The 17,983-nt window shown below is 70.6% G+C and carries 15 protein-coding genes; 5 read left to right on the top strand and 10 right to left on the bottom strand.

Annotation, left to right across the window (positions count from 1 at the left end; translation table 11 throughout):
* Positions 1-4: 4 nt before the first annotated feature.
* The 6 genes from ABDJ40_RS15505 to ABDJ40_RS15480 form a co-directional block, all read right to left on the bottom strand.
* The gene (locus ABDJ40_RS15505; RefSeq protein ID WP_347611242.1) at positions 5-850 is read right to left on the bottom strand and encodes an OmpA family protein; all 846 of its coding nucleotides are present in this window, start codon (positions 848-850) and stop codon (positions 5-7) included.
* Between the two features lie 40 nt (positions 851-890).
* Positions 891-1,292: a DUF4398 domain-containing protein gene (locus tag ABDJ40_RS15500; protein WP_269633342.1), complete on the bottom strand. Its 402-nt coding sequence runs from the start codon at positions 1,290-1,292 to the stop codon at positions 891-893.
* Between the two features lie 83 nt (positions 1,293-1,375).
* Positions 1,376-2,572 carry a glycosyltransferase gene (locus tag ABDJ40_RS15495; RefSeq protein ID WP_347611241.1) on the bottom strand — a complete coding sequence of 399 codons (1,197 nt, stop codon included), beginning with the start codon at positions 2,570-2,572 and terminating at the stop codon, positions 1,376-1,378.
* Positions 2,573-2,584: 12 nt separating this feature from the next.
* Positions 2,585-3,631: an amidohydrolase family protein gene (locus tag ABDJ40_RS15490; RefSeq protein WP_347611240.1), complete on the bottom strand. Its 1,047-nt coding sequence runs from the start codon at positions 3,629-3,631 to the stop codon at positions 2,585-2,587.
* 12 nt (positions 3,632-3,643) lie between these two features.
* Entirely contained in the window at positions 3,644-4,900 is a 1,257-nt protein-coding gene (locus tag ABDJ40_RS15485; RefSeq protein WP_347611239.1) for a glycosyltransferase, read from the bottom strand.
* Between the two features lie 167 nt (positions 4,901-5,067).
* Entirely contained in the window at positions 5,068-5,994 is a 927-nt protein-coding gene (locus tag ABDJ40_RS15480; protein WP_347611238.1) for a hypothetical protein, read from the bottom strand.
* Positions 5,995-6,410: 416 nt separating this feature from the next.
* On the opposite strand from ABDJ40_RS15480, the gene ABDJ40_RS15475 reads away from it, so the two are divergent.
* From ABDJ40_RS15475 to ABDJ40_RS15460, 4 genes are all read left to right on the top strand, one after another.
* Complete coding sequence (locus tag ABDJ40_RS15475) at positions 6,411-6,770, top strand: HU family DNA-binding protein (protein ID WP_347611237.1); 360 nt, start codon at positions 6,411-6,413, stop codon at positions 6,768-6,770.
* Between the two features lie 199 nt (positions 6,771-6,969).
* Positions 6,970-8,835: a B12-binding domain-containing radical SAM protein gene (locus ABDJ40_RS15470; protein WP_347611503.1), complete on the top strand. Its 1,866-nt coding sequence runs from the start codon at positions 6,970-6,972 to the stop codon at positions 8,833-8,835.
* 53 nt (positions 8,836-8,888) lie between these two features.
* The gene (locus tag ABDJ40_RS15465) at positions 8,889-9,284 is read left to right on the top strand and encodes a hypothetical protein (protein WP_347611236.1); all 396 of its coding nucleotides are present in this window, start codon (positions 8,889-8,891) and stop codon (positions 9,282-9,284) included.
* Positions 9,285-9,396: 112 nt separating this feature from the next.
* Positions 9,397-10,422, top strand: coding sequence for a hypothetical protein (locus ABDJ40_RS15460; protein WP_347611235.1), 1,026 nt, complete (start codon positions 9,397-9,399; stop codon positions 10,420-10,422).
* Positions 10,423-10,519: 97 nt separating this feature from the next.
* Here ABDJ40_RS15460 and ABDJ40_RS15455 read toward each other — a convergent pair whose 3' ends face one another.
* Positions 10,520-12,670 (bottom strand): alpha-amylase family glycosyl hydrolase, encoded by a 2,151-nt coding sequence (locus ABDJ40_RS15455; protein ID WP_347611234.1) that lies wholly within the window; start codon positions 12,668-12,670, stop codon positions 10,520-10,522.
* A gap of 347 nt (positions 12,671-13,017) precedes the next feature.
* Between ABDJ40_RS15455 and ABDJ40_RS15450 the strand changes: the two genes are divergently transcribed.
* Entirely contained in the window at positions 13,018-14,274 is a 1,257-nt protein-coding gene (locus ABDJ40_RS15450; RefSeq protein WP_347611233.1) for a prolyl oligopeptidase family serine peptidase, read from the top strand.
* A gap of 53 nt (positions 14,275-14,327) precedes the next feature.
* Here the strand turns inward: ABDJ40_RS15450 and ABDJ40_RS15445 are convergent, their stop codons facing one another.
* The 3 genes from ABDJ40_RS15445 to ABDJ40_RS15435 form a co-directional block, all read right to left on the bottom strand.
* On the bottom strand, positions 14,328-15,461 hold the full coding sequence (locus ABDJ40_RS15445) for a PLP-dependent cysteine synthase family protein (protein ID WP_347611232.1): 1,134 nt from the start codon (positions 15,459-15,461) through the stop codon (positions 14,328-14,330).
* Between the two features lie 42 nt (positions 15,462-15,503).
* On the bottom strand, positions 15,504-17,009 hold the full coding sequence (locus ABDJ40_RS15440) for an MFS transporter (RefSeq protein WP_347611231.1): 1,506 nt from the start codon (positions 17,007-17,009) through the stop codon (positions 15,504-15,506).
* Positions 17,010-17,351: 342 nt separating this feature from the next.
* Positions 17,352-17,981, bottom strand: a complete 630-nt coding sequence (locus ABDJ40_RS15435; protein ID WP_347611230.1) for a YceH family protein — start codon at positions 17,979-17,981, stop codon at positions 17,352-17,354.
* Between the last annotated feature and the right edge of the window lie 2 nt (positions 17,982-17,983).

Here is a 17,983-nt window from a genome sequence, read left to right as displayed (position 1 = left end):
GGCTTCAGCGGTAGTTCAGCCGGCCCTGCTCGTCGGAGAAGAGCAGCTCGACGCGGCGGTTCTGCTGCCGGCCCTCGGCGGTGGCGTTGTCGGCCACCGGGTACTCCTCGCCGAAGGCGCGCACCTCCAGACGCTGGGGAGCGACGCCGGCCCGCACCAGAGCGCTGCGCACGGCCTCGGCGCGGCGTTGCGAGAGCCGCTGGTTCATCGCGCTGCCGCCGGTGCTGTCGGCGAAACCCTCGATCAGCACCCGGCGCTCGGGGCGCTGGCGCAGCACCTCGGCCAGGCGATCGATGGAGCGGCGCACGCCGGGCTGCAGCTCGGCACGGCCGGTGGCGAAGAGCATGTCGCGCAGGGTGACCATCACGCCCCGCTGCGTGTTCTGGGCGCTCAGCTCGGCGAGGTCGCGCTGCAGGCCCGCGGCGCGGTCCTGGGCCTGGGCGGCGGCGCGGCGTGCCTCCTCCTCGCCGCTGCGGGCGCGCTCCAGCTCGGCATCGCGGCCCTGCAGTCGCAGGCGCTCACGCTCGGCGCCGGACTGCTGCACCTGCACGTCCGCGTCACGGCCGGACGACCGGACGCGCAGGGTGGAGAGCTGCGCGCTGGCCAGGTAGGCCAGGTGGCGGGTCTGCTCCAGATTGCGCTCGTCCTTGTAGTAGCGCTGGGCACGCGTGAGCAGGCTGCGGACCTGCTCCAGCTCGGCCGCGCCATGGCGCTGCACCAGGGGATCGGCGGCAGCCTCGCGGTACTCGCGCTCGGCGGCGTCCAGGGCCGGGTCCTGGGCGGGCAAGGTCTGGCACCCGGCCAGGACGGCCAGCGCGGCCGCCGTCAGGATGGTCTTGAGTTCTTGCATGGGGACTCCTGCATCAGATAAGGGGCGGTGGGCCGGCGCATCAGCGCGAGGCCGCGGGGCTGGAGGGCTGGGCGCTGCGCCGCTGCAGCTCGTCGCGCAGCGTCTGCAGGGACTGGTTGACCTCGGCCAGGGCGCGCTGAGAGCGCTGCTGCGTGCTGCGTGCGCGGGCGAGGTCGGCATCGGCTGCCGCCTCCTCCGCCAGCCGGTGGGCACGCAGGCGGTCGGTGGGCGCGATCTGGCGCGCGCGCTCCAGCTTGCCGCGCGCCCGGGCCAGGTCGGCGCCGGCGAGTTCGGTGGCGCCATCGCTGCTGGCCGCATCGACGGCGCGCTGGGCCGCGGCGATGGAGGCAGGCGGCCCCTCAGGCGTCGCGCAGGCGGCCAGGACCAGCAGGCCGGGGATCAGGGACGCGGCACGCAGCCGCCGTGCAGAAGAAGATGTCATGGCATTCCTTTGTGTTCTGGGGCCAGGCCCCAGGGCAGCTTTCATGCCCGCCGGATTTGCCGCGCGATGCCGCCCGCGCGGCCTCAGAAGGCGCGCCCGAGGACGCTGACGTCTTCCAGGCGATGAGGCTCATGGGCGGGGCGTGCCAGGGCCTGCATCAGCGTTGCCACCCGGTCCAGGCTGGGCCCGAGGTCCAGGCGCTCCACCATGTCCTGGCGCGCCGCGGCGCCCATGCGCTGGCGCAGCTCGGGCTGGGCCAGCATCTGGCGCACGCGCCCGGCGATGTCCTCGATGTCCCGCGCCGCCACCAGCCAGCCGCTGAGGCCGTGCTGCACGATCTCCGGGATGCCGCCCACACGCGTCGCCACCACTGGCAGGCCGCTGGCCATGCCCTCCATCAGGGCCAGGGGCATGGCCTCGGAGTGGGAGGTGGACACCAGCAGGTCGAGCTCCCGGTACAGGCCCGGCATGTCGTCCCAGTGGCCGGTCAGCAGCACGCGCTGCCCCAGGCCCAGGCGCGCCAGCTCGGCCTCCAGAGCGGCCTGCATCGGCCCTTCGCCGACCATCACGAAGCGTGTGGCCTCGGGCAGCCCTTCCTGCAGCAGCGAGACGGCGCGCAGAAACTGCTCCGGCCCCTTCTCCGGCGACAGTCGCCCGACGAAGCCCACCAGGGGCGCCTCCTGCGCCAGGCCCAGTCGCGCACGCAGCCCCTGCGCGGGCCGCGGGCCCGGGTGGAAGCCGTGCGTGTCCACGCCATTGGGCTCGCAGCTGAGGCGGCGCATGTCCACGCCCAGGCCCAGCGCGTGGTAGTAGCTGTGGCGGCAGACTACGCTGAGGTGGCTGTGGACGGCGCGGTGCACCTCCAGGTCCAGCAGGGTCAGCTGGCGGCCATGGATGGTGCTCAGCAAGGGCACGTCGGTGAGCCTGGAGACCAGGCCCGCCAGCGCGTGGGCATTGGGCAGGTGGGCATGCAGCAGGTCCACGCCCGAGCTGCGCACCAGGGCCTGCACCACCTGCACGGCACTCCAGCAGGGGTCCTCGGGCATGGGCACGCAGAAGACATCGGCGCCCAGCGCGCGCAGGGTGGCACTGAATCGGCCCTCGTAGGGGCACAGCAGGCTGACGCGGAAGCGGTCCCGGGGCAGCTGCCCGACCAGGCGTTCGACCCAGCGCTCCATGCCGCCCACGATGGCATTGCCCACGCACTCCAGCACGTGGAGGCGCCGCCCGGCGGCCGCTGCAGCGCCAGGCCGGGCCACGGCGACGGTCTTTCTGTCCATAGGCTTCCTGTGTCAGCAACAACGGGGAATCCAGCCCCAGCCCGGACTGGCGGCGCGCAGGCGCTGGGCGAGACCGGTGGACTCCGTATCGCCGGCCGGCGGCGGCGCGGCCGCGGCCTGGCGCAAGACCTGACCCTCAGCGCTGGACTCAGCGCCGGACTCAGCGCCGGACTCAGCGCCAGACCGAGCGCCCGCTGCAGTCCCCGACGCTTCAGACCCAGACCCGGACCCGGCGGCCAGGCGGCCGGAGGCATCCAGCCCCAGCCAGGCCGCCGCCGTGCCCCACCAGATCTGTTCGCGGGCCGCGTCGTCCAGGTCCAGCAGGTCCATCAGGTCCTGCACCCAGTCGCGGCGCTCGCGCAGGTGGGCGCCGCTGCAGGGAAGGAAGCAGTCGCTGCCGAACTGCAGCGAGCCCGGCCCCAGCACCTCCAGCATGCGGGCCAGCACGTCCCGGCGGTAGGACGGAGGCGGGCCGAAGGAGATGTCCAGGCGGAATTGCGCACGCTCGGGCGGCACTTGGTGGATGCGGTCGATCAGCGCCACGGCCAGGGCCTCGTCGGTCCAGGGCCAGCCCATGTGGGCCAGGGCCACCCGGGCGCCGGGATGGTCGCGCAGGGCCTCGAAGTAGACCGGGCGGCAGAAGCGGCCGGAGCGGCCGTCGATGAAGATGCCGCTGTGAAAGAGCACGGGCAGCCGCAGCGAGGAGGCCACCTCGTACACCCCACGCGCCCGCTCCTCGAAGGGGTACCAGCCGGTGGGCACCATCTTGACGCCGCGCAGGCCGAGGTCCTCGATGGCATGACGCAGATCCTGCGCGGCATGGTCGTCGCGGGGGTCCACCACGGCAAAGCCGGTGAGGCGGTCCTCGTGGCCGCGCACCAGACGCGCGAGGTGGGCATTGCCGCGCCTCAGCGAGGCCGCATCGCCCAGGGCATGGCCCGGGCTCAGGAAAGGCGCCAGCAGCACGCCCCGCTCGATGCCGGCCTCGTCCAGGGCGCGGAGCACGCCCGCGCTGTCCTCGCGGCCACTGCAGTGCAGGTGGGCGTCGATGATCTTCATGGCGGACGCGCCTCAGCGGCGGCTGGCCCGTGCGGCCGCCTGCGCGGCCTGGGTCCGGGCGGCCGAGGCCGCCGCCGGCGTGGACTCTGCGCGCGCCTGCATCGCCGGCAGCGGCCCCCCCCGCGTTGCGGGCCGGGCACTCCCGCCCAGCAGGCGGGACTCCAGCGCCTCCTGCAGCAGCTCGTGCACCACCTGTGCACTGCTGTCCCAGGAATAGGAGGCCACCACGTCCATCGCATGCGTCAGGCGCTGGCGGCGCTGGCCGGGGCTCTCGTGCAGGGCTTGCTCGCAGGCCTCCACAAAGGCCTCGGCCGTGCCGGCGATGCGGACCACGGCGCCATACAGCCGCTGCACATCAGGCACGGGGGTGCTGACCACGGGCTTCTCGCCGGCCAGATATTCCAGCGTCTTGGTAGGGCTGATGAAGCGGGTGGATTCGTTGAGGGCAAAGGGCATGAGGCAGACGTCCCAGCCGGCCATGAGGGCAGGCAGGACCTGATAGCTCTGCATGCCCAGCCAGTGGATGTTGGGGCGTCGAGGAAGGCTGGCGGGATCGATCTTGACCACGGGGCCCACCATCACGATCTGCCATTGCGGGCGGGCGTCGGCCAGGCGGGCGAGCAGGTTCAGGTCCATGCGCTCGTCGATGACACCGAAGAAGCCCAGCCGGGGCCGGGGCAAGGCGCCCTGCAGGGTCTCGGCGCAGCGCGTGGCCTCCGGGTCCTGCACGGCCGGCTGGAAATGCCCCACGTCGACTGCGCTGGGCATGCAGTGCACACGGGGATGCAGCGCGCGCTTGGCCTCGTAAAGCGCGGGCCCGCCGGTGAGCACCAGGTCGGCGAGCTCCATCAGCTCGCGCTCGCGCTCGGGGAGTTCGGGCGGCGCGCCCTTGAAGGCGGACAGCTCGTCCATGCAGTCGTAGATCCACAGCGCGGGATCCAGGGCCCGAGCCACCGGGAGGGCCATGGGTGTGTAGAGCCAGGCCATGGGGGAACGCAGGCCGCGGTCCTGCAGCGCGCGGCGCAACAGAGGTCTCAGAAAGAGGGCCTGCTCCGCATCAAAGCCCTGTGAAGGCAAGGGCGTGCAGGGCGTCAGCACTTCGAGGTGGCGGCCCTGCCAGCTGCTGTCCAGCCGTGCGGGACCGGGGTCATGGACCGGCTCTTCGATGAAGAGCACCGGACGGTGCCGGGCCAGGCGGGACATCAGGTGCTGGGGGCGCTGGTAGACGAAGGACCAGCGCAGATGACTGAAGACGACAAGGGGTGACATGGAGGTCCTGATGCCCGTGCCAGGGGCCGCGGACGCCTGCCGTGGGCATCCGGCCGCCCGGCACAGGCCTGGGCACAAGGCGGACGGGCCTTGCTGGGCCGGCTCCGGCCCTGAGGGCGGAGCCGGCGGGCATCGCAAGGCCTCGCCCGGACGAGGCGGGCGCGGCCTTACTTGGTGCGGCTGCTCGCGGTGCCGGTGCTGGAGGTGCCGCTGCCGGACGAGCTGCCGGAGCTGCCGCTGCCCGAGGCGCCGTGGCCGCCGCTTTCGCTGTTCTCGTCCGAGCCGCTGGCGTGGCTGCCGCTGCCCTGCGGGGGCCGCTGGCTGCGCCACTGGCTGAATTCGTCGGAGAACTTCTTGTAGCGGTCCTGGCGCCAGGAGTGGTAGTCGTTGTCCAGATTGCGCATCTGCTCCTCGCGCCACTGGTGGTAGTCGGGATCGAAGTGGCCCTGCTGGCCGCCTTGCTGCCCGTAACTCCCGCCCATGCCGCCCTGGCCGCTGCCGTAGCTGCCGCCATAGCTGCCGCTCATGCCGCCCTGGTTGCCGTAGCCGCTGTGGCCACTGCCCATGCCGCCCTGGCCACCGAGGCCGCCGTAGCCACCGCCGTTGCTGCCCCCAAAGCCCGTGCCCCCGGAGCCGTACGGCTGCCCCTGCATGGACGGGCCGCCGCCCGGGCCAAGCTGGCCGGACTGCCCATAGTGGCCCTGCCCCTGCGGGCTGCCAAAGCCGCTGCCTGCGCCGGGGTAGTTGTGGCCATAGCTGCCGCTGTAGCCGCCGCCGAACTGCTGGTTGCCGTAGCCGCCGTGCTCGCCGTACATGCCCTGGGCACCGCCCTGCCAGCCACCCTGCGAGCCGTAGCCGCCCTGGTGCCAGCCGTTGTCATGGCCACTGCCGAAGTGCTGCGCGCCCATGCCGCCGCCCTGGGAGCCGCCCTGGTAGCTGCCTTGATAGCCACCCTGCTGCGCGCCCTGGCCACCGCCCTGGAACTGCTCCTGGCCCTGGGGTCGGTTGCTCGACCAATCGCCGTAGTTGCTGCCACTGCGGCTGCGCTGGCCCTGGTCCTCGTGGCGGCCCTGGTTTCGACCCTGCTGGTTCATAGTGCATCCTTTCGCGAATGTTCAGAATTCATCGGTGACCGCTCGCCCGCGGGGCGCCGGGCCCGCACGGGCAGACGTGGCCTGCCAGGCCGACCCGGGGGCCGCGCTGGCGTGACCGGTCTGCCCTTGCAAGGCAATCGCCATACCCGAAGCGCCGTGCCGGCAGCAGGCAGTTTTTGCCGCCAGGGCCGGCGGCGCGCACGGGGGCTGGCGTCAGACGGCCGTCAGCTGACGGGCCTCCTGCCGCCGGTATCAGGCCGCCCGCGCACCCCGTAGGCATGGGACTTTCCCGAGCTCGCCGCCCCAGAGCCCCCTGCCCTTGGGACTTTTGCGAAAAACCACGCTTGCGGGCCCGTGTTTATCGGGCACAATCCGCGCCGCCCGAGCCTGTTCGGGCTCAACCAAACTTCATACGAATGAACAAGACCGAACTGATCGAACATCTGGCTTCCAAGCACGAGCTGACCAAGGCCGAAGCAGGCCGCATCGTCGAAACCCTGCTGGATGCCGTGGTCACCACGGTGAAGAAGGGTGGCACCGTGTCCATCCCCGGCTTTGGCTCCTTCAAGCAACACGCCCGCGCTGCCCGCACCGGCGTGAACCCCAGCACCGGCGAGAAGATCAAGATCGCCGCTGCCAAGCTGCCCAAGTTCACCCCGGGCGCTGGCTTCAAGGCCGCCGTGGACCCCAAGGCCGCTGCCCGCAAGGCTGCCAAGGCTGAAGCCAAGCCGGCTGCCAAGGCTGCCAAGCCCGTCGCCAAGAAGAAGAAGAAGTAATCACCACGCAGGCCGCGTGCCTGTGTCGTGACGCCCAAGCCCGCTGTGGCGCACAACGTGCCACGCGGGCTTTCTCATTGGGATGCCGCCGGCTGCATGGCCGCGTACAGTTCAGCCATCAGCGCCCCGCTCCACCCTGCCCCGCCCCGCCATCGTGCCCGCCGTGACCGACCTGCGTGTGCTCGCGCTCATCCCCCCGATGACGCAGCTGAACACGCCCTATCCCTCCACCGCCTACCTGACCGGCTTCCTGCGCTCGCGCGGTCTGCACTGCGAACAGCGCGACCTCGCCCTGGCCCTGGTGCTGCAGCTCTTCTCGCGGGCCGGCTTGCGGCAGATGCTTGAGGCCGTGGAGGCGCTGCCCCCGAAGCAGCAGACGGACCAGACCCGCAGCTTCGCCGGGCAGTACCCGGCCTACGAGGCCACCGTGGACCGCGTGATCGGCTTCCTGCAGGGGCGCGACCCCACGCTGGCGCACCGCATCAACACCCGGCAGTTCCTGCCCGAGGGCGCGCGCTTCGCCACCATCGACCACTACCTGGCCGACGAGGGCGAAGACCCACTGGCCTGGGCCTTCGGCGCCCTCGGGCTGCAGGACCGCGCCCGCCACCTGGCCACGCTGTACCTCAATGACCTGGCCGACGTGCTGCGCGACGCCGTCGACCCCCGCTTCGAGTTCGTGCGCTATGCCGAGAGCCTGGCCACCGCCCAGCCGCACTTCGATCCGCTGGCCGAGGCGCTGGCCGCGCCGCCCAACCTGATCGCCCGCACCCTGCAAGACCTGACCCTCGCCGCGGTGGACGAGACGAAGCCGGACGTCGTCCTGCTGTCCGTCCCCTTCCCCGGCGCGGTCTACGCAGCCCTGCGCATGGGGCAGGCCATCAAGGCGCATCGGCCCGGGGTGACCCTGGTGCTGGGCGGCGGCTTCGTCAACACCGAGCTGCGCGAGCTCGCCGAGCCGCGGCTCTTCGACTACGTCGACTACATCACCCTGGACGGCGGCGAGCGCCCCCTGCTGGCCCTGCTGGAGCACCTGGCCGGACAACGCTCGGCGCAGCGCCTGGTGCGCACCTTTGTGCGCGAGGACGGCGAGGTGCGCTGGCGCCACCTGGCCGAGCCGGACATCCCCTTCGAGGAGGTGGGCACGCCCACCTGGGACGGCCTGCCCATCGAGCGCTACCTGTCGCTGCTGGACATGCTCAATCCCATGAACCGGCTCTGGTCCGACGGGCGCTGGAACAAGCTCACCGTGGCCCACGGCTGCTACTGGAAGAAGTGCAGCTTCTGCGATGTCTCGCTGGACTACATCTCCCGCTACGAGGGCGCCACCGCGGCCACGCTGGTCGACCGCATCGAGGCCATCGTGAAAGAGACGGGGCAGACCGGCTTTCATTTCGTCGACGAAGCCGCGCCCCCGAAGTCGCTGAAGGCGCTGGCCGCCGAACTGCAGGCGCGCGGCACGGCCATCAGCTGGTGGGGCAATGTGCGCTTCGAGAAGACCTTCACCCCCGAGCTGTGCCAGCAGCTGGCGGACAGCGGCTGCATCGCCATCTCCGGCGGGCTGGAGGTGGCCTCGGACCGCCTGCTGAAGCTGATGAACAAGGGCGTGAGCGTGGAGCAGGTGGCGCGCGTCACCAAGGCCTTCGCCGATGCCGGCGTGCTGGTCCATGCCTACCTGATGTACGGCTTCCCCACGCAGACCGTGCAGGACACGGTGGACGCGCTGGAATACGTGCGCCAGCTCTTCGAGAACGGCTGCATCCACAGCGGCTTCTTCCACCGCTTCGCCTGCACCGTGCATTCGCCCGTGGGCCTGAATCCCGAGCAGTTCGGCGTGCAGCTGCTGCCCCTGCCCGAGGGTCGCTTCGCGAAGAACGACGTCGGCTTCATCGACCCCACCGGCACCGACCACGACGCCATGGGCCGCGCGCTGAAGAAGGGCCTCTACAACTTCATGCACGGCATCGGCGTGGACGAAGACGTGCGCCGCTGGTTCGACGTGCGCGTGCCCAAGCCCACCGTCAAGCGCGGGCATATCGAGCGGGCGCTCGCGCAGCGGGATTGAGGCGCGCGAGCATGTGGCACTTGGAATGCGGCACTTGAAATGTGGCACTTGAAATGTGGCACCTGAGCCTGGCCTGGCTGTGGCTCATGGCAGGACTGGTCTTCGGCTTCGCACCGGTGCGCAGCCCGCTGGTCTCGTGGTGGACGCCGGCCGCGCTGGGCCTGGTCCTGCTGCTGTGGCGGCGCAGCGCATGGCGCGGGCTCCTGCAGCCCCAGCGCGGCGTGCGGGCCCTGTGCTGGTGCGGCCATGCGTTGACGGTGGCGGCCGTCCTGCTCCTGCTGGCCGCCTCCAGCCCGCTCATGGCAGACGTCAACAGCCTCGGCCTCGGCCTGCTGCTCGGCCTGCTGCTGCTGCCCCTGCCCTTCCTCGGCGCGGCCGCCTGGCTGTGCCAGATCGTCCAGCTGTGCAAGCCGGCCTTGCCGGCGCCGGGCGGCGTTCACAAACATTGACAATTTCAGGCCCCGACGCAAGCCGCGACTCCGGCGCCCCATGAAAAAATTCGCGCGCGATGGTGGCCGGGGCCCGGCTGCCCGCCCATGACAAGACGATTCGGGGAGTGACATGACTTCTTCTTCCACGCGCGGCCGTCTGGCCGGCACAGGCCTGGCCCTGCTGATGGCCGGCGCCGGGCAGGCCGCCCAGGCGCAGGCCGCGTCCACCCTCACGCCCTTCCCTCGCGCCAGCGAGTACGTGCGGCACGTCAATCCGCTGGAACAGGGCACGCTGCCCATCTCGCCGCCGGAGCGCAAGTCCGGCGGCGGCCGGCAGAGCCGCTGGCGCATGAGCTACGAAGGCGCCGTCAGCGTGGTCCAGTACGACCACAAGAACGACGACAGCCCCCTGCTGATCGCCCGTCACTACGCCGGGCAGCTGAAGGCCCAGGGCTACGAGCTGGTGACCATCTGCGACATCCCCTGCCAGGCACCGGATGGCAGCGATGACAGCTCCCAGAGCTGGCGCAACGAATTCGACATGCTCGGCAAGAAGCTGGACCTCTACCGCTTCGGCCACCACGGCCTCTATTTCATGGCCTACAAGCCCGATGCCGTCGCGGCCGTGCGCGTGGGCCAGTTCGGCGAGCGCCCGGTGTCCACGGTCAAGCTGGTGCAGTCGGCCAGCCTGGACCTCGGCCCGCTGAAGGCCTGGATCGCCCAGCAGCAGGCGCCGGCGTCCAGCGCCGCCCTGCCGCCGCCGCCTCAGCGCAGCGCTGCGGCGGCGCCCGTGGCGGAGCCGCCCGCAGGTCCGCCGAAGATCGTCGACATCGCCCCCAAGGACCTGGAGAAGTGGCTGGCCGAGCACCCCCGGCAGCGCGCGGTGCTGCAGGTGACCAGCTTCGATGCCAACTGCGTCCACTGCGTCCGCGCCAACCCGGTCTACGCCGCGCTGTCCAGCCGGCCGGTGCCCGAGGGCACGGTGTTCCTGCGCATGAGCTTCCAGCCCTGGCAGAGCGTGGGCCAGAGCCCCGTGGGTCAGCAGCTGGGTGTGAACGGCCTGCCCACCTACCTCGTGATCGAGGGCGGCAAGCAGACCCGCCGCAAGAACGGCGACTGGGACGAAGCCACGCTGCGGCGCGAGCTCATCGACTGAGCCCCGGCCCGCCGGCCCCGGTACAACGCCGCCCCGCTGTCCTGCCGGACACGCGGGGCGGCTTTCTTCAGGCCGGGCGGACGCCGCCGGACGCCGTTCAGGGCTGCCAGTTCACCGTCACCGTCGCCGTGCCGCTGGCCGGTGTGGTGAAGGTGTGATTGGCGCCGCCTTCCCAGGTGACCGCGCTGCCGTTCTTTTTGATGAACTTGAACTGCAGCGTGGTGCTGGCCGGCACGCTGACGTCGTAGTACCAGTTCGGGTAGCTGGTGACGACCTGGTTGAAGGCCGGCCCCACCGGCGTGCTGCTGCTCCAGTTGCTGAGCTCGAAGCGGTCGCCGGTCAGGTAGACGTTCTCGCCCAGCGCCGTCGTGGCATTGGTGACGATGAATCGCACCGTGACCTGCGGGCCGCTCAGGAGCTGGTAGCCGGCATAGGCATTGCTGTCCACGGCGCTGGCGTTGCGCACCTTGACGGCGTAGCGCCCCGCGGCGATGGCAGGCACGCTGACCTTGATCTGCGTGTCTTCCCAGCTGAGGATGCTCGCGCCGGTCACCGCCGTGCTGCCGAAGAAGACCGAGCCCTTGGTCGCGCCGAAGCCGCGGCCGTCGATCGTCAGCACATTGCCCGGCTTGCCCATCATGGGGCCCACATGACCCAGCGTCGGTGTGCTGATGGCGGGTGCGGCCTGCCACACGGCCACGGCGCCGGCACCCAGCACGAAGTTGGGGACCGCACCGCTGCTGCCCACGCTCAGGGAGCCGCCGCCCAGCAGGCCGCCGAGCACGTCGGTGTAGCTGCCCGCCGGCAGCGCCGTCACGAGGCCGCTGATGGTGGTGGCGCTCGTGGCGCTGCGGTTCACAGCCACCAGCACCACCTGCGAACCGAACTTGCGCTCGTAGAGGTAGACGTCCGGGCTCAGCCAGCGCTCCTGCTGCGTGCCGTAGGCCAGGGCGGCATTGCTCTTGCGCAGCGCGGCCAGCTTCTTGATCAGCTGATAGGCGGTGGTGCCGGTGCCGAAACCGCTCATCATCGCGCGGTTGTTCGGGTCCCCATTGCCCGCCATGTACTGCTCGCTGCCGTAGTAGATGGCCGGCACGCCGCGCGAGGTGAGGGTGATGGCCAGGGCCTGCTCCAGCCGGCGCTGCGGAGCGCCGGCCTGATGGAAGCGGTCCATGTCGTGGTTGTCCACGAAGGTGACCTGGTCGATCACCTGGCCGTACTGGCCCGCGGTGTCGACGATGGTCTGGTGCAGGTCCTGCATGGTCTTGCTGCCGTCGCGCAGCACCTGGCGCACGCGCTGGGCGTACTGGAAGTCCAGCAGGCTCATGCCGCTGCCGTTGGCGAAGGCGTGGTTGGCGGGGTCCACCTCGTTGACGCCCAGGAACCACTCGCCGAAGGTGAAGACGGGCTTGTAGCCGTGGATGTGGGCCATCCAGTTCTTCTGCCAGCCCATGGGCATGTGCTTGACGGCGTCGACCCGCAGGCCGTCCACGCCCAGGTCCAGCCAGCCCTGGATGGCGGACTTGAAGTAGGCGTCCACCGTGGCCTTGTTGTGGTTGAGGTCGGCCAGGTCGAAGAGGTTGCGGTAGATGCCGTCCTCCAGCGAGGAGAAGTTCGTGCCGCCGTTGTGGTGGAAGAGGCCGTTGGGGTCGCTGCTGTAGCTGGCCAGCAGCGTGCCGTTGTCGTAGAGCCGGCCGTTCTCGGCGAAGGCGCTGTTGGCCGGGTCGGCGGGCGAGCTGTGGTTGGGCGCGAAGTCGATGATCACCTTGATGCCGGCGTTGTGCGCGGCGGTGATCAGCGCCTGGAAGTCGGCGATGGAGCCAAAGGCGGTGTTGGCCCTCTTGAAGTCGCGCGCCCAGTAGCCGTGATAGGACGTGCTGTTGGTGCCCGAGTAGTTGATGACGGCGCTGATGTTCTCCACCGGCTGTGAGATCCACAGGGCGGTGATGCCCATGCCGGTGAGGTAGCCGTCGCTGATCTTCTGGGTGATGCCCTTCCAGTCACCGCCGCAGTAGAGCTTGAGCTGGGTGCAGCCGGCACTGAAGGCCGCGCCCGCGGGGTTGTTGGCGGCGTCACCATCCTTGAAGCGGTCGGTGACGATCTGGTAGACCACGTCGGTGGCAAAGCTCTGCTTGTTGGACACGTGGGTGTCCGGGCTGGCAGCGGCGGCGAGGGCCGTCAGCGCGGCCACGGTGAACAGGCTCAGGCGGAGCCCGGGCCGCAGGCGGCCGGCATTGGGGGTCAGCATGTCTCTTGTCTCCTGTGTCGGGCCTGTGCCGGCCCGTCCTTGCGTTGGATGAGGGATCCCTCACGCCCCCGATCGCCCTGTGGGCGCCGGGATTGCTTTCGTAGTATTGCTACATCATCACGGCAGCAAATCCGTACGAACACCAGGACAACGCCTAGAAACCTGCCTGAAACTTCAACAAGCCTGCCTCAGATTGGGAAAAGCTCGCGACATTTCCGTCATCAAATTATGTATTTTTGATACACACCAACCATGGAAGCGGGCGGCTTCCGCCCGGACCGCTCGGGCGCTGCGCTGCAGGAGGCCGGAGCACGGGACAATCGCTCCAAAAACACAGGGAGCGCCCCATGATTCGAAGACAAGACCTGACCCCGCCGCCCGAGCGGCTCGCTGGCCACGCCCGGGCGGTGGCCAGCCTGGCCCTCGCCGCGGCCCTGCTGCTGTCGGCCTGCGGCGGCAGTGGCGGTGGTGGTGGCACGAGCCCCGAAAAGCCCCCGGAGCCGCCTGTGCAGCCCGAGCCGCCGGTCCTGCCGGTGAGCGGCCCCGGCGAGCTGAAGTCCGCCAAGGCCCTCCAGCTGATCAGCAGCCACGACATCCAGGCGGCCATCACCGCCGCCGGCCCCAACGCGCCCAGTCTGGTGCCACGCTATGCCGTGCAGACCTGGCGCCTGACCTACCTGACCGTGGACGGCAGCGGCGCCAGCGTGGAGGCTTCGGCCCTGGTCTGCGTGCCCGTCAAGCCCGCGGGCAGCCGCAGCCCGGTGCTGAGCTACCAGCACGGCACCACCATCAAGGATGCCGAAGCACCCAGCAACCACGCCACGGCCGACGAAGCCGCCGTGGTGATGGCCTCCGCCGGCTATGTGGTGCTGGCCGCCGACTACGTGGGCTATGGCGCCAGCAAGGGCCGCCCCCACCCCTACCTGCAGTCCGCGCCCACGGCCGCGGTGGTGAACGACCTGCTCACGGCCGCCCGCTACTGGCGCTACACCCAGGGCATCAAGGACAACCAGCAGCTCTTCCTGGGCGGCTACTCCGAAGGCGGTTATGCCAGCGTGGCGGCCTACCGGGCCTTGCAGAACGGCAGCAGCGTGCACAAGGCCCAGCTGCAGATGACCGTGGCCGGCGCCGGCCCCTACGAGGTGGACCGTGTGCTCGACGATCTGCTGGCCAAGGTCAAGGACGAGAACAAGGTGCTGGGCCTGCTGCTCAACCCCGGCTTCCTCAAGCTGCTGGGCGACGGCGACCGCCGCAAGGTCCGCGAGCTGCTGCTGAGCAAGGCCGTGGGTGATGATGCCGACGTGACCTTCGACCCGACCTTCCTGGACCTCTACCTCATGGATGATGTGGCCGGCATCGAGGCCCGCAGCAATGTCTACGACTGGAAGCCCGCCCTGCCGCTGTGGCTCTATCACGGCCGCCAGGACGCCACCGTGAGCTACCGCGCCTCCACCGACACGCTGACCGCCATGCAGCAGCGCGGCGCCGGCAGCTTCGTGAGCCTGACCGACTGCCCGGCCCAGCCCTCAGGCCACCTGGACTGCGTGCAGCCCTTCTGGAACTTCATGCTGCAGAAGTTCGGCACGGTGGCCAAGGATCTGTGAGTTGACACGGGGGCGGTTCACGCCCCTCGCCGGCGGGCCGGTTCAGGGCCGGTTCAGGGCCGCGACAACGCCCCGGCCAGCCCCCAGCCCTCCAGCAGGGCCTGGGGCCACTGCCCCTGCAGCAGCAGGCGCGTCATGGCCTGCGCCTCGGCCTCGCAGGCCAGGCCCTGGGCCTGGCGCCAGCTGGCGTCGTGGTAGCTGTGACGGTAGCGTTCGCCGCTGTCGCACAGCAGCGTCACGACCGAGCCCTGCTCGCCGCGCTCAAGCATCTGCTGCGCGCAGGCCAGGGCCGCGAGGAGGTTGGTGCCGGTCGAGGGGCCCACGGGGCGGCCCAGGTGCTCGCTGAGGGCCAGCGTGGCCGCCAGGGACCAGACGTCGGGGAGCTTCACCATGGCATCGATGACCGAGGGCAGGAAGCTGGCCTCCACGCGCGGACGCCCGATGCCCTCGATGCGCGAGCCCTGCTCGATGCGCAGCGCCGGGTCGCGGCTGAGGTAGTGCTCGTAGAAGACCGAACGCTCGGCATCGGCCCCGCAGACCAGGGTGGCGTGCCGCGAGTAGCGCACGAAGCGCCCCATGGTGGCCAGCGTGCCGCCCGTGCCCGCGGAGCAGACGATCCAGCGCGGCACCGGGTGGGCCTCCTTCTTCATCTGCTCGAAGATGGATTCGGCGATGTTGTTGTTGCTGCGCCAGTCGGTGGCCCGCTCGGCGTAGGTGAACTGGTCCATGTAGTGGCCGTCCAGCTCGCGTGCGAGGCGCTGGGACTCCACATAGATCTGCGTCGGGTCCTGCACCAGGTGGCAGCGGCCGCCCTGGAACTCGATGGCGCGGATCTTCTCGGTGGACACCGTGGCCGGCATCACCGCAACGAAGGGCAGGCCCAGCAGGCGCGCGAAGTAGGCCTCGGACACCGCCGTGGAGCCGCTGGAGGACTCCACCACCGTGCTGCCCTCATGCAGCCAGCCATTGCACAGCGCGTACAGGAACAGCGAGCGCGCCAGGCGGTGCTTGAGGCTGCCGGTGGGGTGGCTGGACTCGTCCTTGAGGTACAGGTCGATGCCCGCGAAGCCCGGCAGCGACAGGGCGATCAGGTGGGTGTCGGCGGAGCGCTGGAAGTCGGCCTCGATGCGGGCGACGGCCTGGCGCACCCAGTCCTGCGGGGAGGCGGTGGTGAGGGCGGCATGCATGCGGGCACTGTAGCAGCGCGGGCGCTGTGGCCGGCCTGGCGATCAGGCGGCGCCCGGCCCCGCCACCAGGGCCTTCAGCCGCGCACGGCTGCTGCGGACCCAGCCCAGCAGCGCTTCGCCCGGCATGGGCTTGGCGATGAGATAGCCCTGGGCCGTGTCGCAGCCCAGCTCGCGCAGCAGGTGCCAGTCGGCCTCGGTCTCGACGCCCTCGCCCACCGTGGCCACGCCCAGGCGGCGCCCCATGTCCAGGGAGCTGTTGAGGATGGCCCGGCGGTTGGCGCGCTCACTGGCGCCGTCCACGAAGACGCGGTCGATCTTCAGCTCGGTGAAGGGGCTGCGCGAGAGGGTCTGCATGCTGGAGTAGCCGATGCCATAGTCGTCCATGGACAGGCCGTATCCCTTGAGGCCCAGGCGCGCCAGGCTCAGCATGGCGGCGCTGCGCATCACCATGGTCTCGGTGACCTCCCAGGTGAGCGAGGACGGCGCCACGCCGTGCCGGTTCACCAGCTCGGTGAGGCGCTCGATGAAGCCCTGGTCCGCCAGGTCGTCGGCGGACAGGTTGACCGACAGGGTCAGGGAGGGCATGGAGCGCAACCACGGCACCAGCTGCTTCAGCGACTGCTCCACCATGGCCAGCGTGAAGCGCGCCATCAGCGGGCTGCCCTCGATGCGGGCGATGAAATGCTGGGGACCCAGCAGGCCGCGCTCGGGATGGAGCCAGCGGGCCAGGGCCTCGACGCCCTTGATCTGGCCCGTGGCCAGGCTCACCTTGGGCTGGAAATAGGGCACGAACTGCCCGCTGTCCAGCGCGGCCCGGATGTCCTCCAGGCAGGCCGCGGGCGTGGGGCCGGCGGCAGACCTGTCGACGGGCCGGCCCTTGGCACGCTCCAGCAGGCGCTGCAGGCCGGCCAGGGTGACGGGCTTGGGCAGGGTGCCCAGCAGGCGGGGCACAAAGTCCGTCGCATCCATGCTTTCCACGGTTTCCAGCAGGCGCGGATCGCGTGCGCTCATCACGATGAGGTTGTCGACCCGGTAGCGCTTCCCCAGCTGGCTTGCCAGGCTGGCGCCCAGCGACAGCCCCGCCGCGGCCCCCAGGGGCGCCAACGCGAGAAAGCCTCCCACCAGGACACCATGCAGAGCCGGGGCGAACCAGCCGGCGATCAACGCCGCGCCCAGGGCGCTGAAGCCCGCCTCGCCCAGGCCCAGCAGCATGCGCGCGCCCAGCAGCTGGCCATAGCTGCCGGCCCCCATGGCCAGCACGCTGGCCAGGCTCCAGACGGCTGCCATCGTCGCGACGGTGCGCGCCCTGCCCCACCGGTCGCCCAGCAGGGCCATGGGCACCGTGAAAAGGGCCACCAGGGTCGGGACGATGGAAGTCAGCAAGGCCAGCTGCGCATCGCTCAGCGCCCATAGCCCGGCTAGCTGCGGGAACAGGGCAACGACCAGCTGCCGATCCATGTGGTTCAGCAGCATCAGGGCCAGCAGCAAGGCATAGGCAACCCAGGGGCGGGCCGGCAGGCCCGCACGCTCGTCCCGCGATGCGTGCATTCGACTGTGCATGGCTTGCGCTCGCCAGACGGTGGATGGGCTGCCGCAAGGAGCCTCGCCGGCCTCGCGGCAGAACTTGCCTTGATGAATCTGCCTTGATTCTTGCGCCCGGATCCCAAGCACGAGACACATTGGGCGACAGCGGCTTACCCTGGCACGACAGCGCATGCCGAGCCCGGGGCCCGCATCGGCGGGGCGCAGGGCGTCGCAGGCATGCAGGCATTCGGGGACTGCCTGGAACCGCCGTCCAGCCCGTGGCCGCCAGGGCCAGGTCATCACCGGAAAGCAGGGCGGCAGGCCTGCGCCGGTCCAGGCAGCGGGACCGGGGCAAGACCTGACCCCTCAAGCCAGACCCAGCTCCGCCATGAGGCGCGCCACCTGCGATTTGAGCAGGTCGACCTCGGCGCGCAGGGCCTGCAGCTCCTCGTCGCGCCGTGGTGCCTCGCCGCCGCTGCCGGCGGGTGCTGCGTCCATGGCCACCGGGCCGGCCAGCAGATGCGCCCAGCGCTGCTCGCGCGCGCCAGGCGCCCGCGGCAGCTTGACGGCCAACGGGGGCTGACGCTCGGCCAGCTCGTCCAGAAAGCCTTCGACGGAGGAGATGTCGGCGAAGCGGTGCAGGCGCTCGCAATTGAGGCGCAGCTCGGCGGCGGTCTGCGGACCACGCAGCATCAGCACGGTCAGCAGGGCCTCGGCCTGCCCGGGCACGCCGTAGACGCGCCGCAGGTTGTGCTCGAAGCGCACGACGCGGCTGCCGCTCACCTCCTGCACCAGGCTCATGCCCTTGAGCTCGTTCAAGGCCTCCAGCACCTCGGCCTCGCTGAGGTTCATGACCGGCTCGCGAGCGGTCTTCTGGTTGCAGCCCTGGGTCAGGGCGTTGAGGGACAGGGGATAGCTGTCCGGCACGGTGTGCAGCTTCTCCACCAGCACGGCCAGCACACGCGCCTCGGCGGCGCTCAGGTCACGCAAGCTCATCG

This window comes from Roseateles flavus (genome assembly GCF_039872765.1).
GTDB lineage: Bacteria > Pseudomonadota > Gammaproteobacteria > Burkholderiales > Burkholderiaceae_C > Roseateles_B > Roseateles_B flavus.
The sequence above is the reverse complement of the archived record's forward strand: the minus strand, read 5'-3'. Positions and strand labels throughout refer to the sequence as shown.

Excerpts from the sequence above, each read along its gene's own strand:
- ABDJ40_RS15435 (WP_347611230.1), bottom strand. The coding sequence starts at position 17,981 with ATGAGCTTGCGTGACCTGAGCGCCGCCGAGGCGCGTGTGCTGGCCGTG.
- ABDJ40_RS15460 (WP_347611235.1), top strand. The coding sequence starts at position 9,397 with ATGACTTCTTCTTCCACGCGCGGCCGTCTGGCCGGCACAGGCCTGGCC.
- ABDJ40_RS15450 (WP_347611233.1), top strand. The coding sequence starts at position 13,018 with ATGATTCGAAGACAAGACCTGACCCCGCCGCCCGAGCGGCTCGCTGGC.
- ABDJ40_RS15480 (WP_347611238.1), bottom strand. The coding sequence starts at position 5,994 with ATGAACCAGCAGGGTCGAAACCAGGGCCGCCACGAGGACCAGGGCCAG.
- ABDJ40_RS15475 (WP_347611237.1), top strand. The coding sequence starts at position 6,411 with ATGAACAAGACCGAACTGATCGAACATCTGGCTTCCAAGCACGAGCTG.
- ABDJ40_RS15455 (WP_347611234.1), bottom strand. The coding sequence starts at position 12,670 with ATGCTGACCCCCAATGCCGGCCGCCTGCGGCCCGGGCTCCGCCTGAGC.
- ABDJ40_RS15440 (WP_347611231.1), bottom strand. The coding sequence starts at position 17,009 with ATGCACGCATCGCGGGACGAGCGTGCGGGCCTGCCGGCCCGCCCCTGG.
- ABDJ40_RS15500 (WP_269633342.1), bottom strand. The coding sequence starts at position 1,292 with ATGACATCTTCTTCTGCACGGCGGCTGCGTGCCGCGTCCCTGATCCCC.
- ABDJ40_RS15485 (WP_347611239.1), bottom strand. The coding sequence starts at position 4,900 with ATGTCACCCCTTGTCGTCTTCAGTCATCTGCGCTGGTCCTTCGTCTAC.
- ABDJ40_RS15470 (WP_347611503.1), top strand. The coding sequence starts at position 6,970 with ATGACGCAGCTGAACACGCCCTATCCCTCCACCGCCTACCTGACCGGC.
- ABDJ40_RS15465 (WP_347611236.1), top strand. The coding sequence starts at position 8,889 with ATGTGGCACCTGAGCCTGGCCTGGCTGTGGCTCATGGCAGGACTGGTC.
- ABDJ40_RS15495 (WP_347611241.1), bottom strand. The coding sequence starts at position 2,572 with ATGGACAGAAAGACCGTCGCCGTGGCCCGGCCTGGCGCTGCAGCGGCC.
- ABDJ40_RS15490 (WP_347611240.1), bottom strand. The coding sequence starts at position 3,631 with ATGAAGATCATCGACGCCCACCTGCACTGCAGTGGCCGCGAGGACAGC.
- ABDJ40_RS15505 (WP_347611242.1), bottom strand. The coding sequence starts at position 850 with ATGCAAGAACTCAAGACCATCCTGACGGCGGCCGCGCTGGCCGTCCTG.
- ABDJ40_RS15445 (WP_347611232.1), bottom strand. The coding sequence starts at position 15,461 with ATGCATGCCGCCCTCACCACCGCCTCCCCGCAGGACTGGGTGCGCCAG.